This window comes from Pseudoalteromonas sp. OF5H-5, from assembly GCF_021530695.1.
Taxonomy (GTDB): domain Bacteria; phylum Pseudomonadota; class Gammaproteobacteria; order Enterobacterales; family Alteromonadaceae; genus Pseudoalteromonas.
Map to the genome: position 1 here is coordinate 265,274 of NZ_JAKGBF010000003.1, position 13,394 is coordinate 278,667.

The 13,394-nt window shown below is 42.2% G+C and carries 13 protein-coding genes; 5 read left to right on the plus strand and 8 right to left on the minus strand.

Annotation, left to right across the window (positions count from 1 at the left end; all coding sequences use genetic code 11):
• Positions 1–14 precede the first annotated feature (14 nt).
• Positions 15–1,361 carry a cytochrome ubiquinol oxidase subunit I gene (locus L1271_RS06025; protein WP_039495168.1) on the plus strand — a complete coding sequence of 449 codons (1,347 nt, stop codon included), beginning with the start codon at positions 15–17 and terminating at the stop codon, positions 1,359–1,361.
• On the plus strand, positions 1,354–2,352 hold the full coding sequence (locus L1271_RS06030) for a cytochrome d ubiquinol oxidase subunit II (RefSeq protein ID WP_010372949.1): 999 nt from the start codon (positions 1,354–1,356) through the stop codon (positions 2,350–2,352). Before L1271_RS06025 ends, L1271_RS06030 begins: the two co-directional genes overlap by 8 nt.
• Positions 2,353–2,547: 195 nt before the next feature.
• On the opposite strand, the gene L1271_RS06035 is transcribed toward L1271_RS06030, so the two are convergent.
• Complete coding sequence (locus L1271_RS06035; RefSeq protein ID WP_010605402.1) at positions 2,548–3,564, minus strand: lytic murein transglycosylase; 1,017 nt, start codon at positions 3,562–3,564, stop codon at positions 2,548–2,550.
• Complete coding sequence (locus tag L1271_RS06040; RefSeq protein WP_010605401.1) at positions 3,561–3,842, minus strand: YcgL domain-containing protein; 282 nt, start codon at positions 3,840–3,842, stop codon at positions 3,561–3,563. Before L1271_RS06040 ends, L1271_RS06035 begins: the two co-directional genes overlap by 4 nt.
• 135 nt (positions 3,843–3,977) lie before the next feature.
• Here L1271_RS06040 and minC point away from each other — a divergent pair, with 135 nt between their 5' ends.
• From minC to minE, 3 genes are read left to right on the plus strand one after another with little or no spacing between them, the layout of a single operon-like run.
• On the plus strand, positions 3,978–4,682 hold the full coding sequence (gene minC, locus L1271_RS06045; protein WP_010372958.1) for a septum site-determining protein MinC: 705 nt from the start codon (positions 3,978–3,980) through the stop codon (positions 4,680–4,682).
• A gap of 5 nt (positions 4,683–4,687) precedes the next feature.
• On the plus strand, positions 4,688–5,497 hold the full coding sequence (minD, locus tag L1271_RS06050; RefSeq protein ID WP_010372960.1) for a septum site-determining protein MinD: 810 nt from the start codon (positions 4,688–4,690) through the stop codon (positions 5,495–5,497).
• A 1-nt stretch (position 5,498) separates the two neighbouring features.
• Positions 5,499–5,759, plus strand: coding sequence for a cell division topological specificity factor MinE (minE, locus tag L1271_RS06055; protein ID WP_010372964.1), 261 nt, complete (start codon positions 5,499–5,501; stop codon positions 5,757–5,759).
• Between the two features lie 125 nt (positions 5,760–5,884).
• Here the strand turns inward: minE and rluF are convergent, their stop codons facing one another.
• The 6 genes from rluF to glgC all read right to left on the minus strand — a co-directional run bounded on the left by rluF (position 5,885) and on the right by glgC (position 13,393).
• A complete protein-coding gene (gene rluF / locus L1271_RS06060) occupies positions 5,885–6,862 on the minus strand; it encodes a 23S rRNA pseudouridine(2604) synthase RluF (RefSeq protein WP_235367343.1) in 978 nt (325 codons plus the stop codon).
• Positions 6,863–6,927: 65 nt separating this feature from the next.
• The gene (locus L1271_RS06065) at positions 6,928–8,001 is read right to left on the minus strand and encodes an ABC transporter substrate-binding protein (RefSeq protein ID WP_102058044.1); all 1,074 of its coding nucleotides are present in this window, start codon (positions 7,999–8,001) and stop codon (positions 6,928–6,930) included.
• Positions 7,994–9,091, minus strand: coding sequence for a DUF418 domain-containing protein (locus L1271_RS06070; protein ID WP_235367344.1), 1,098 nt, complete (start codon positions 9,089–9,091; stop codon positions 7,994–7,996). The genes L1271_RS06065 and L1271_RS06070 overlap by 8 nt, the downstream gene beginning before the upstream one ends.
• On the minus strand, positions 9,091–10,308 hold the full coding sequence (locus tag L1271_RS06075) for an EAL and HDOD domain-containing protein (RefSeq protein ID WP_010605397.1): 1,218 nt from the start codon (positions 10,306–10,308) through the stop codon (positions 9,091–9,093). Before L1271_RS06075 ends, L1271_RS06070 begins: the two co-directional genes overlap by 1 nt.
• Positions 10,309–10,566: 258 nt before the next feature.
• Positions 10,567–12,102, minus strand: coding sequence for a glycogen synthase (locus tag L1271_RS06080; RefSeq protein WP_235367345.1), 1,536 nt, complete (start codon positions 12,100–12,102; stop codon positions 10,567–10,569).
• A gap of 16 nt (positions 12,103–12,118) precedes the next feature.
• A complete protein-coding gene (glgC, locus tag L1271_RS06085; RefSeq protein WP_010372983.1) occupies positions 12,119–13,393 on the minus strand; it encodes a glucose-1-phosphate adenylyltransferase in 1,275 nt (424 codons plus the stop codon).
• Position 13,394 lies beyond the last annotated feature (1 nt).

Below are 13,394 nucleotides of genomic sequence, written 5' to 3' on the forward strand. Positions count from 1 at the left end.
GTGCGAGGTGCGTCATGCTTGATACGTTGTTGTTGTCGCGAATACAATTCGCAGCAAATATTAGTTTTCATATTCTCTTTCCCACGATAACCATCGCGTTAGCTTGGTTTCTGGCGTTTTTTAAACTCAAGTATGACCTAACCGAACACCCGGTTTGGTTAAGAGCTTATCGCTTTTGGGTCAAAATTTTTGCATTAACCTTTGCACTCGGTGTCGTAAGCGGCATTACCATGTCGTTCCAGTTTGGTACAAACTGGCCCGGCTTTATGGAGAAAGTCGGCAATATTGCAGGTCCCTTGCTCGGTTATGAAGTATTGACCGCATTTTTTATGGAAGCAACATTTTTAGGGATCATGTTGTTTGGCATGAAGCGCGTACCACCTAAAATACATACTTTAGCCACTTTTATCGTCGCCATAGGTACAACGCTTTCCGCATTTTGGATCCTGTCTTTGAATAGTTGGATGCAAACCCCGACAGGCTTTGAACTTAGAGACGGTATCGTATATCCCACGGACTGGTTCGAAGTTATTTTCAATCCTTCATTCGGTTATCGCTTCTTCCATATGTTATTAGCTAGTGCGCTGACGGCTTCATTTTTGATAGCTGGTGTCAGTGCGTATCGGATGCTGAAAAACGATGAAAAACATGCCCCCAAGAAAGCGCTAACCGTTGCGTTAACAGTTGCGGCGCTGCTTACTCCATTGCAGGCTTTCGTTGGCGATTTGCATGGCCTAAATACGCTAAAACATCAACCACAAAAAATTGCAGCAATGGAAGGGGTTTGGGAAACAGAGAAAGGTGCACCACTACTATTATTCGCAATTCCGAATGAGGAAGAAAGACGCAACGACTTTGCGCTCGGTATTCCTAACATGGCAAGTTTTATTCTTACCCACGACGTTAACGGTGAAATTAAAGGGCTTAATGAATTTAAAGGTGAACACCCACCTGTTAAGCCCGTCTTTTTCGGTTTTAGAATCATGGTTGGGATGGGCATGCTGATGATCTTAGTTGCGTTTGTCACTCGTTTTACATTATGGAAAAAGGGCGAGTTACCGAAGTGGCAACTGAAAACGCTTGTTGCGATGACTTTCTCAGGCTGGGTCGCTACCCTCGCAGGCTGGTATGTCACAGAAATTGGCCGCCAACCTTATATCGTCAGTGGTATCTTAAGAGTTGAAGATGCAGTCACAACAATTGCCTCAGAAAACGTCTTATTTACACTCATTGGCTATCTGACGATATATGCAATCTTACTGTACGCTTATATTCGCACTTTGTTCCACACTGCTAGCAAGTCTGTAGAAGTGGAAGAGTACGACATGAAGGAATTTGCTGAGGAGGTGACTCGTGTTTAATCCGGAATATCTATCTCTCATCTATGCCGGTTTGATGGCACTCGCTGTGCTTGTTTATGCAATATTAGATGGTTACGACCTTGGCGTTGGCATGATGATCCCGCTGGACGATAAAGAAACCGCAGACACTATGATAGCCTCTATCGGTCCATTTTGGGATGCTAATGAAACGTGGTTAGTTTTAGCTGTAGGCCTCGCATTTATCGCATTTCCTCAAGCCCATAGTATGATCTTGCAGGCGCTCTACATTCCTGTTGTGTTTTTACTCTTTGGCTTAATTATGCGTGGTGTCGCTTTTGATTTCAGAGCAAAAGCGAGAGTTAAACGCCAAAGGCGGTGGGACAAAGTATTTAAATTTGGGTCGCTACTCACCTCGTTTGCGCAAGGGTATATGCTGGGGCTTTATGTCATAGGCTTTGAAAATACCCCTCTTGCCCATGCATTTGCGGTCTTTAGTGGAATTGGCGTTGTCTGCGCGTATGGCTTGATTGGTTCAGCATGGCTAATTATGAAGTGTGAAGGGCAATTGCAGCAAGATGCGATTAGCTGGTGCAAAAAATTTGCGAGAGTAGCCTTTGTTGGGGTGTTGCTCGTTTCTATCATCAACCCAGCGATTAATGAGTGGATCTATGAGCGTTGGTTTGACCTCCCGATGGCCTTAGTCGTATTACCAGCCCCGATTATTTGCTTGTCGCTCTTTGTAATTTTAGAACTTGTGTTACAGAAACTACCAAAGTCGCCGGATAATGGTGCTTGGTTACCGTTCCTGATTTCAGCATTTATCTTTGTGCTTTGCTTCTTCGGCTTAGTTTATAGCTTTTACCCATTCGTAGTGCCAGGCAAGCTAACCATCTTCGAAGCGGTCGCTGACGCATCGGCTCTTACTTTCTTATTATATGGCGTAGTCATTGTGGTGCCGACCTTAATTGCATATACGCTATTTTCGTACCGAGTCTTTTGGGGCAAGGTTCAACCTTTGTCCTACTATTGACACTTGCATACATTAGCCCAACCAAAAGGCAGCGAGTTGGACGCTGCCTTTTTTATTGCTTTATGAATACTACTCGTCTTTGCTATATGTCTTTTTTGTTTACTGCAAATCTAATGCCTGCGAAGCAAGCTTTATCATCCAATAAATAGGCATAAAAAAGCCCGCTATTCGAGCGGGCTAAGTCTGACTTTGTAGCTAAATCTTTGGGTAACCTATTCTGTCAGATAAATATCCAACGCTTGAGGCAAAGTAATAAGATCTATTCCAATTCATTAAAGCCTTGTAATTGTCATAAGCCAAGTACATCCGGCCATTGGCGTCATCTGGCATCACTAAAGCGGCTGTGATATTCACTTTTGGCAAGTCAGTGCCATCCATCCTACGAAGACCAAGCGCTTGCCACTCCTGCAATGAACGCTCTGATTTACTCCACTCTTTTAACCATTCGCTGTGCGTTTTAGTACCACGCTTTAAAATGTAGCTATTGTCAAAACCTTCAGGTAGCTTAACTTGGCGACCCCAAGTGAGATCGTCGTTCCAGCCCACACTTTTCAGGTAATTGGCTATTGACGCAAAAGCATCTTCTTGTGTCGTCCAAATGTCCTTACGACCATCTTTATTATAATCGACAGCATAAGACGTAAATGAAGTTGGCATAAACTGAGTTTGACCCATTGCTCCTGCCCACGATCCTTTGAAATCATCCAGACCGATGTGACCATCTCTTAAAATATCTAGCGCAGCCCACAACTGTCTTTTATACAAAGCTTCTCGACGACCATCAAAAGCAAGCGTCACTAACGCACTAATGACTGGATAGCCGCCTTGAATACGACCAAAGTTGCTTTCAAGGCCCCACAGGGCAACAATAAACCGTGCCTGTACGCCATATTCTTTTGCTATTTTTTCTAAAGATTCTTGGTGTTCTTTGTAGAGTTTGCGAGCCTGTTGGATTTTCCATTCAGGGACGCGCTTGGGTAAATAAGTTTCTAGTGTTTCGACAATTTCTGGCTGGGACTTATCAGCCTTAATCACCTTTTCCTTAAATACTGCTGTTGCAAAAGCCTCATCAACTAATTGTTGTGTATAGCCCTTGTCAATCGCTTCTTGTTTTAAGTTTTTGAGGTATTCATCAAACTTCGCTTGAGTATTAGCAAAGACTGATGTGGACAAGCAAACTGAGGCTACTAGTAGGGAAATTTTTTTTATCACGAATCTGTTACTCCGTTTTGCTTTCTAAATTCATCAAGCAAGCTTTCTGTATGCGGTGGAAGTTGCAAGTAAAACCCATCGTCAGTTAATTTTTGCTTAACCGTTTCAAGATCAGCAATTCCCAATTTTGTTCTTCTCGCAAGGTCAATAATCATGACATAGGTAGGAGTGCCGAAAGTTTCCATTAACGGTGCAGGGACATTGGAAAAATCATCTCTTTTAGTTACAAAAAGATAGGTATCCGCTTTTTTTGGACTTTTGTATATGGCAGTGAGCATTATAAGCCTATAAATTCTTGCTAATCATGGGCGGTCACTATACCATGCTATTAGTAAGTTGTGGAAAGTTTTACTAACCGCTAAAGTCAGCTAGATAAGGCTTTAGCGGCGGTTGTAACAGAAATTTGAGTACATATGGCAAATCAAACATTCGAACTAAAAGGAAATCTATTTACACTCTCTGTACTGCAGTTGTTTTCTTTAGATCTGACCAAGTTAAGGCAAGATCTTGATAGCAAAATTTCGCAAGCGCCTAAATTTTTTCAAGGTGCACCAATTGTCGTTAATTTAGCTGATGTTCAGGAGCAAACTGTAGAATTCAAAGAGTTAAAGCAAACACTGGTCGATTTACAGCTCAATCCAGTGGGTGTGTGTAGCGGTACTCAAAGTCAGCACGACTTAGCCAAAGAAGCCGGGTTTTCTGTACTAAACTATTCAAGGGATGTGCAACCGAGTACCCCATCACAATCTCAAGCAGCAGAAGTAGTAGAAAAACAAGTTTATCTTCCTGCTCAAATTGTGAACGGAACGGTACGTAGTGGTCAGCAAATTTATGCTAAAGACCGTGATCTGATCGTGCTAGGTGCTGTAAGTCATGGTGCAGAAGTTATCGCCGATGGTAACGTGCACATTTACGGTACTTTACGTGGTCGTGCAATCGCAGGTGCGCAAGGCCAAGAAGACACGAGTATATTCTGTCAGCGCTTAGAAGCTGAGCTGGTGTCTATAAACGGGAGTTATTGGATCAGTGATTCGCTGCAAGGTGAACACTGGGGTCAAGCTGCTCAAATAACACAACAAGACGAATCATTAAAAATTACAGCTTTGGTCAAAGGATAAATCAGATGGCAAAAATTATTGTCGTAACTTCAGGTAAAGGCGGTGTTGGTAAGACAACGTCAAGTGCAGCAATTGGTACTGGCTTAGCGCTAAAGGGTTATAAAACAGCCATTGTCGATTTTGATATTGGTCTTAGAAACCTCGACTTAATCATGGGATGCGAGCGTCGCGTTGTTTATGATTTTGTCAACGTTATCAACGGTGAAGCAAACCTAAATCAAGCATTGATTAAAGATAAGCGCGTTGAAAAACTTTATATTCTTCCAGCTTCTCAGACTCGTGATAAAGACGCCCTCACTCGAGAAGGGGTTGAGCGTGTGCTAAATGAAATGAAAGAAGAATTTGATTTCATCATTTGCGACTCACCAGCGGGTATTGAAGCAGGCGCAATGATGGCATTGTACTTCGCTGATGAAGCCGTGGTAGCAACTAACCCTGAAGTTTCATCCGTTCGTGACTCAGACCGTATTTTAGGTATTCTACAAAGCAAGTCGAAGCGCGCTGAAATGGGCCTAGAGCCGGTTAAGGAACACCTATTGCTTACACGTTATAACCCAGAGCGGGTAGATAGCGGTGAAATGTTGTCGGTAGACGATGTAAAAGAAATTCTAGCGATTGACTTACTAGGTGTAATACCTGAATCAAAAGCAGTACTTAATGCGTCGAACTCAGGTCAACCGGTTATCTTAGACCAAGAGTCTGATGCAGGCCAAGCATACAGCGATGCAATTAACCGCTTATTAGGTGAAGTCGTTGATTTCCGCTTCTTACAAGTTGAGAAGAAAGGTATCTTCAAACGGATCTTTGGAGGGTAAGGTGTCATTACTAGATTATTTTCGTTCTGAGAAAAAAAATAGCGCATCATTAGCGAAAGAGCGACTGCAAATCATCGTTGCGCACGAACGCTCAAAGCGTGGTACACCTGACTACTTACCACAACTTAAGCAAGATATCCTCGATGTTATTCGTAAATATGTGAAAGTAGATTCGGATGCTGTCAACGTCCAGTTTGAACAAAACGAGGATGACTTAGCAGTATTAGAATTGAACGTTACTCTACCTGATGATGAAAAGTAACAGTTTGAGTAAATGTAATAAGGGCTATTTCTATAGCCCTTATTTATTTCGTTTTGCCCATTCTAATTAAGCTGTCAAGGGGCTTTACATTGCCCTACTCTTTGCTTAATTGTCCGAACTTCAGATTACTTACTCTTATTTAAGGACAAAGTACCTTTGACCCTTTTTGCAGGCTTAGTATTGTGCTTTGGGCTTGACTTACGTTTGTTGTGACTGTGATTTTGTTCACCATTTCGCGTTTTTGGCTTAGACTTAACGCTATTTTGTTTGTCGAGTTCAGTTGTTCGATCTTTGCTGTTATGCGCTCGCCTATCTTGCTTTGGACGACCAACTTCACTGCTAGGCTTATCATGCTGTTTTCCCGCACCAGCACCCGCTGATGCCTCTTGCGTTTTACTCGATGACTCTGTGGCGTGATTAATCGCTCGCATTTCGTTTTCGTTAAGGTGGCGCCACTTACCAGAGCTAAGGCCTGTTAGATCGATATTCATTATCCGAATACGTTTAAGGTGTGTTACTTCAAATCCTAGATATTCACACATTCTGCGAATTTGGCGATTTAAGCCTTGGGTCAATACAATGGTAAAAGACTTAGCCCCGGTTTTACGTACTTTACAAGGCTTTGTGACGGTGCCAAGGATTGGAACACCAGAGGACATACGTTTTACAAAGCGCTCATCAATAGGCCTATCGACCACAACCTCATACTCTTTTTCATGGTTATTGCCGGCGCGAAGGATTTTATTGACCATATCGCCTTGGTTGGTCAAGAAAATTAATCCTTCGGATGGACGGTCTAAGCGACCAATAGGGAAAATACGCTCAGGATAGTTAATTGCACTGACAATATTACTTCTGATTTTACGCTCGGTGGTACAAGTTACACCTACAGGTTTATTATAAGCAATAAATACAGCCTTTGGCTTTGCTTTCAGAGGCTTACCATCAATGATGATAGTGTCAGCATCAGACACTTTGGTGCCCATTTCTGGTAGAATTCCATTTACTTTGACACGACCTGAGGCGATTAAGTCATCAGCTTCTCGACGACTGCAGAATCCTGTTTCACTGATGTATTTATTGAGGCGCTTTTGCTCTGTCACGATACAACCACTTTGAGTAAAAACCCGTATTGTAATCGCTTCAACCGCTTTACACTACTGCATTTCTACTTTTGCAAACTTTTTCTTAATAGCTCAGGAGAAAAATGATACTGCTCTTTAGGCTTTCCTCTAAGACTCATTGCCTTGTAATCAATAGATTGCCAGTTTTTCGCTGACTTTATCCAGTAATAGTCAGCTAGATTTTCCTTGGTGATCACAGTTAAATCAAACGCAAGTTCAGTGTTATCCTTCCAAAAAGGGTGCCCATAATAATGATCGTACACCGAAATCAACGCCCAAGCCCCCATCATAAAGTGCCCGCCAACGGATGCTTGCATCTCATTATGTTCAATAAGCTCAAAAGTATCCGACAACCAATCAAACCCACCAAACACTATTTGTGAAGCGCTTGATGCAGCTGCGGTGATAGCTCCCATCGCCATCAAATCTGACGCACACCAAATAAGGTTTGTTTTTGGATAGCGGTGCAACAATTTCTTAGTCTTATCAAGCGCTTGTTCTTTTGACCACCCGGCGTAGACAGTTTGCTGAACCACCACGCCAACTTCATCAAAAAAGCGCTTTGCACCGTTGCTTCTAATATCTGACTCTGTGCCATAGTGACCATTGATAGCAATAGGATAAATTGTCTCATGACCGTTAGTTTTAGCCTGTTGGTATAGTTTCTTTGCCAGATCGTAACCGGCTTGGTCATTATCATGATGTACTTCCCCAAGCCAATACTTATAGTGTTCTTTTGGATTACCTATCGCCTGCCTTTCAGGGCCCGAAATCGTTTCTTCTAAAGTAATATGATTGATCCCATATTTTTCTAAAAGCTTTAGGCTTTCTTCGGCACCACCAGGATAATTAATGAGGATGACATAGTCGGGAGTAGCACGATAACTCAAATATTTTTTAAGCTCAGCGAGCTGTATAATTCGGTTTCCTTCTCCATAGATCACATCTAATCTAATATCGAATTGATCCGCTGCCGCTTCTGTAATGCCTTGGACGCGCTGCCAAAATGGTTCACCAGGCACAGAAGGATTAACAAACAAGACATTTAAAGACTGTTTAGCATCAACACTAAAACACACCATCCATAGCACTACCCCAATTAGTACTTTTTTAATCATAGCGGGCTCTTCGTATTACTAGCAACTTCAATAACTTCTCAAATGGGCCTTGCTTAAACAACTTAAAATAAATAGACGCAAGGGCTAATTGAATTATAGACGCAATTACAAATGCCGAGAAATAATCCACCCGCTCCCAAGTGCTGATAGCGTTCGGGTTTATAAAGTAAAAATAGCTTACAAACACAATTGACTGGAGAAGATAAAACGACAGCGCTAGGCGCCCAACACATTGTAAACTCCAAAGTTGACGTTTTGCACCTCGCATTGCCGCCTTAATTACAACGACATAAAACAACGCAACGGGTATCGCAAGGATCCAATCTATTCCTTCAAAAAACTCGACGCCTAGCTTACGCTCAAGAACAAAGCCTACAAATGACAAAATAATGGCTACAACGGCAAACAAATTAATTTTATGAACAGGTTCAGTACGCTCTAAATCAAACATTCCACTTCGATATAAACGCATACCAAGTAGCATTAACCCGGCGGTATACCACAAAGTAATAACCGGGATAAGCAAACTAATAATGATAAAGTACAGGCCATTAAGGGTGAGTAGTTCTAAGTAGTTTGCTGGAATTTGCTGCAAAAACTCGAGGTAGACTTCTGAAGTTCTATTTATTTGTGGTTCTGGATCAATTAATAGCAATAAGCTGATAGCAATAGAAGGGACTAAAATGAATCCTATCGCATAGCGGTTTAGCTTTTTGTCGCTCGCATCTATAAATCGTAGTGCTACAAATCCACTCAACGCATAATTAAATAAAATATCTCCAGGCCAAACCAACACGCCGTGTAACACACCGAAAACCATTAACCATGTTAGTCGATGTCTTGCAAGCCTCTGATCATCCGTCTTTGCTACCTGAATGCACAATGCCGCCCCAAATAACATGGCAAATAAGGTTCTGAATCGACCATCAAAGAAAATATTGTTAACCATTGCGAAGAACGGATCAAGATAGTGGGCAGTTTGAGCTGGTACATAACCCAACTCAAAATTGGCCATATGTACCATATTCATGGAAAGCAAGCCAAGCAGCGCGAACCCGCGGATCGCATCCATCGCAATAATTCTATTCATCAATACACACGGTTTTTATACATATCAGCCCAGTTTATCGCAGCGGCATGAAAATCAGGAAGGTTTTCGTCTTTATAGTTTAAATAACTGCACGCATCCTGCAGAGTCCACCAGCTTCCAGACTCATAGGCTCTAACGATATTTAAAATATAATATAGTGTGTTGGGTTTGCCTATCAAAGCATCATGGAGTTGCTCAGGAAAAGGTAGCTTGTTTACAACCTGCTCCATTGGCCTGTCAAGAATGGCATCAAGCAGAGAAAATAACCCTGTCATAAAGCTCATATTGGCAAGCCCTGGCGATATTTGCTGTGCGATAAGTTCACAAAACCGTGAACGAACGATAGAAAGGCGTGTTAATTCTGTCGGTTTTCCCTCGGCTACGTGGGCTGTCATAATTAAATTTACAAACTTTTTTACACGCTCGTTTCCTAAATATACCAGGGCTTGCTTTAAAGATTCGATACGACTTTTGATCGGAAATACGCCGGAATTAATAAGCCTTAGCAGTTTATACGCAAGCGCAGTGTCCTGAGCAAACAACTCCGCTAATCGCGTAATACTCATATTCGGTTTGAGTGCTTCTTCATAAATGAGCATGACTATCACATAATTGATAGTAATGTCTTTTTGCTCAATCATTTTTGGTTTTGCAAAGAAGTAGCCTTGAAAGAACTGAAATCCCATCTTTTTAGCTTGCTCGAATTCTTCTTCGGTTTCGACTTTTTCCGCAAGTAGTTTAATGTTCTTTCGCTCTTTAATCATGTCAATCACTGGCACTATAGTGTCCAGCGGGTTTTCCATGACGTCGAACTTAATCAACCTTACGAGCTTTAAGAAAGGTTCCCATTCTTTTGAGTATTCAAAATCGTCTAACGCGAGTCTAAAGTTGCTGTGAAATAAGCCTCTTATCCGCTCATAATTTTGTTTTGTTGGCGGAATAGTCTCCAATAGTTCTAAGATCACATCATTTGCTGGGAGAAACTCACACAGCTCCTGACGTAACGAGTCTGGACCAATATTAATTAGCGCTTTCTTTCCCGAAGTGAGATATCGCATGCCGAGGTTAAGTTGATTATTCATTATCAGCTTGGCTGTCGCTGCATCATCTGCAATATTTGGAAAGCTATTTTTTACACCATCGCGAAACAACAATTCGTATGCAACAACTTGTTTTTTACGATTAAATATGGCTTGGCGGGCCACAAAAACCTTCAAACAAAAACTCCTTCGTACCTAAAGTGAACAATCGCACTTTTGGTTTAGCAATTTTTAGATTTTAACCCTTTATGATGATAAAGAAAATCAACCTAAGCTATTAAGAATCAAAATAATAGCTTAAAAGATAATGCAAAATGACAAAAAAGAAAGGCCAAAGCTATCTTTTGATACCTTTGACCTAGTTTTTTGTTTAGCAACTGAGCCAATTGCTAAATACTTAACACAGAAGCGAAAATTTTTTTAACTACGTTTTTTCTATCTATATAATTGTTCGCAGTATTTTTGTGCAACATCAGACCAGTCAAAGCGCTGCATACGAGCTTGCAGCCTGAGTTGTTGATATTTTTCGCAATCCCCTACCAGATCAGCGAGTGCTAGTTCAAAAATCGCAATAAACTGACTACCTTGCTCAGCAAGCGTTTCTCCTTCAAAGCAATAGCCGGTTTCATTGTGTTTTACCGTATCAGATAATCCCCCCACTTTATGTACGATACAAGGTTGTCCAGCGCGCATCGCAAGCATTTGGCTGATACCACAAGGCTCAAAGGAGCTTGGCATTAAAAACAAATCACCTAATGGGTACAGTTGCTCGCCGAGTGCTTTACCATAACCATTTAAAAACAAGACATTGTTATGGCGTGCCATTACTTCGGTAAATAGCTGCTCAAGACTTGGGTCACCAGAGCCTACAATCACAATACGTGCTCCTTGGTGCTTGGCTATTTTTGCAATGTCATCGAGCACAATGCCTGATTGGGTAGGCTGTCTTAAAATAAGTGCTTTTTGATCGGTGAGACGACCAACACTTGTAATTAGCTTGCCGCTAAAGGCTTCGTCACGCCAAGCGAGTATGCGCTGATGAGCAATGTAAAACCGAGATAATACTTGGCTAGATTTTGCCATCCATTGAAACACATGCTGCTCAGCAAGCGCCAAATAGTCAGCAAAAATTAGATTCTCTTCGTCACCTGACTCATCATACACACAACCGTTTAAAATACCTGCTAACCGTCCTTCATGAGACGCATGCTGCATGTCGCTTTCTAACCCTTCGCCACCAAAAAAACCAAGCTCAGGATGACTCGGGATCATCACTTCTTTGGCATAATTAGGAGAAACAACATGCACTTTGTCTGAAAGATTAATAGCCGCTCGCATCGGATTAAAGCAGTGAGGATATTTAGGATCGCAAATACTGAGCCCATCATAGGTGAGTGTCGGAAACCAAGACTCAAGGCTGGAAAAGTCATGATTAAAAGGCCGGGTCCCTTGAAGCGCAAGGTTATGCACCGTATAGACTGTCCTTAGCGCCTTTAAGCGTTTGAATCTTGGACTAAACTGACGAAGTACAGCAACGACAGAAGCGTGCCAGTCATGTAGGTGTACAACATCTATCTCAGCTATCAACTCATGTTCAATAAGTTCAGCAACTGCCGCACTAAAAAACGCAAATCGATTTGCATCTGTCGCAAAGGGCTGGTGAGGATCATTACAGTAAATAGCGCCGTGATGCTCACTAAACAATGAGTGTGAAATGACATACTGAGTGACATTGTCACTTTCTTCAACAGACCAAAGAGTCGCCGTTTCTAGGTGTTGACGAAAAGGGACGGCAATATCAGCGACTAAGTTTCGATTTAAAGCAGCTTGGCCATAATCGGGTGTGACCACCGATACTTTAATGCCAAGCTGCGCCAATGCATAAGGTACGTCGCGTATTACATCTGCGACGCCCCCCACCTTACAATTTGGCAACCGATCGTTTTCGGCTGCCACTAAAATTACATGCATAGTACCTCTACATGGATCATTTATTATTTTTTTCCGCAAGCTCTGCGAGCATATCTCGGGTCACCAATACGATCCCCTTATTCGACACTCTAAAGCCATTCTCTTTGTCTAGGTCAGTATCGTAACCAATTGTCATCCCCTCTGGTATTTGACAACTGCGGTCAATGATTGCGTTTTTGATTTTGCAGTTACGCCCGATTTTGGCACCAGGCAACACAACGGCTCCTTCAATTTCACAATACGAGTGAACATGCACATTGGAAAACAGCAATGAACGCTTAACTTTAGAACCAGAAATAATACAGCCACCAGAAACCGTCGAGTCTACGGCCATACCGCGTCTATCATCATCATCAAATATAAATTTAGCTGGTGGTAGCTGTTCCTGATAAGTCCAAATTGGCCAATGAGGATCATAGAGATCAAGTTGTGGTTCAGGAGAAACCAGCTCCATATTTGCTTCCCAGAATGAATCAAGCGTCCCTACATCTCGCCAATATGGCTGCCCTTCATGTGATGGGTCGCAAAATGGATACGCATATACATTATGCTCTTCTATGATGGATGGGATAATATCATGACCAAAGTCACGACCAGACCCTTCTCGTTCCGCATCCTTTTTTAACTGCTCGAATAAAAACTCAGTGTTAAACACATAGTTCCCCATAGACGCCAAACATACACCTGGCTTTCCAGGGATTGACGTCGGATCTACCGGCTTTTCATCAAAGCGACGCACACGGTTGCTTTCATCCACAGTCATTACACCAAACGTTTTCGCTGCTTCTTCACAAGGCACTTCAATACAACATACGGTCATATCTGCACCTGTCTCAACGTGCTTTGCAAGTAAGCCACCGTAATCCATTCTGTAAACATGATCACCCGATAAGATCATAACGTACTTGGGAAGCTCATGACGAATAATATCCATATTCTGGAAAACTGCATCGGCTGTGCCGCAGTACCACTCATCACCATATCGCTGTGATGCTGGCAATATTTCTACAGATTCTCCCAGCTCCTTTTTAAAGTGTCCCCATGCGCGATTAACATGGCGAATAAGCGAGTGCGACTTATACTGCGTAGCAATGCCAACCCGACGGATCCCTGAGTTAATGCAGTTAGACAGTGGAAAATCGATAATTCGATGTTTACCGCCAAAATAAACAGCGGGTTTCGCTCGCCAATTGGTGAGTTCGTGAAGGCGCGAACCTCTTCCACCCGCAAGTATCAAAGCATATGTTTCTCGAGTGAGGGTACTAATATAACGATTCGCATAATTAGGCATT

Excerpts from the sequence above, each read along its gene's own strand:
- L1271_RS06025 (WP_039495168.1), top strand. The coding sequence starts at position 15 with ATGCTTGATACGTTGTTGTTGTCGCGAATACAATTCGCAGCAAATATT.
- L1271_RS06040 (WP_010605401.1), bottom strand. The coding sequence starts at position 3,842 with ATGCTCACTGCCATATACAAAAGTCCAAAAAAAGCGGATACCTATCTT.
- minC (WP_010372958.1), top strand. The coding sequence starts at position 3,978 with ATGGCAAATCAAACATTCGAACTAAAAGGAAATCTATTTACACTCTCT.
- minD (WP_010372960.1), top strand. The coding sequence starts at position 4,688 with ATGGCAAAAATTATTGTCGTAACTTCAGGTAAAGGCGGTGTTGGTAAG.
- L1271_RS06065 (WP_102058044.1), bottom strand. The coding sequence starts at position 8,001 with ATGATTAAAAAAGTACTAATTGGGGTAGTGCTATGGATGGTGTGTTTT.
- L1271_RS06070 (WP_235367344.1), bottom strand. The coding sequence starts at position 9,091 with ATGAATAGAATTATTGCGATGGATGCGATCCGCGGGTTCGCGCTGCTT.
- L1271_RS06080 (WP_235367345.1), bottom strand. The coding sequence starts at position 12,102 with ATGCATGTAATTTTAGTGGCAGCCGAAAACGATCGGTTGCCAAATTGT.
- glgC (WP_010372983.1), bottom strand. The coding sequence starts at position 13,393 with ATGCCTAATTATGCGAATCGTTATATTAGTACCCTCACTCGAGAAACA.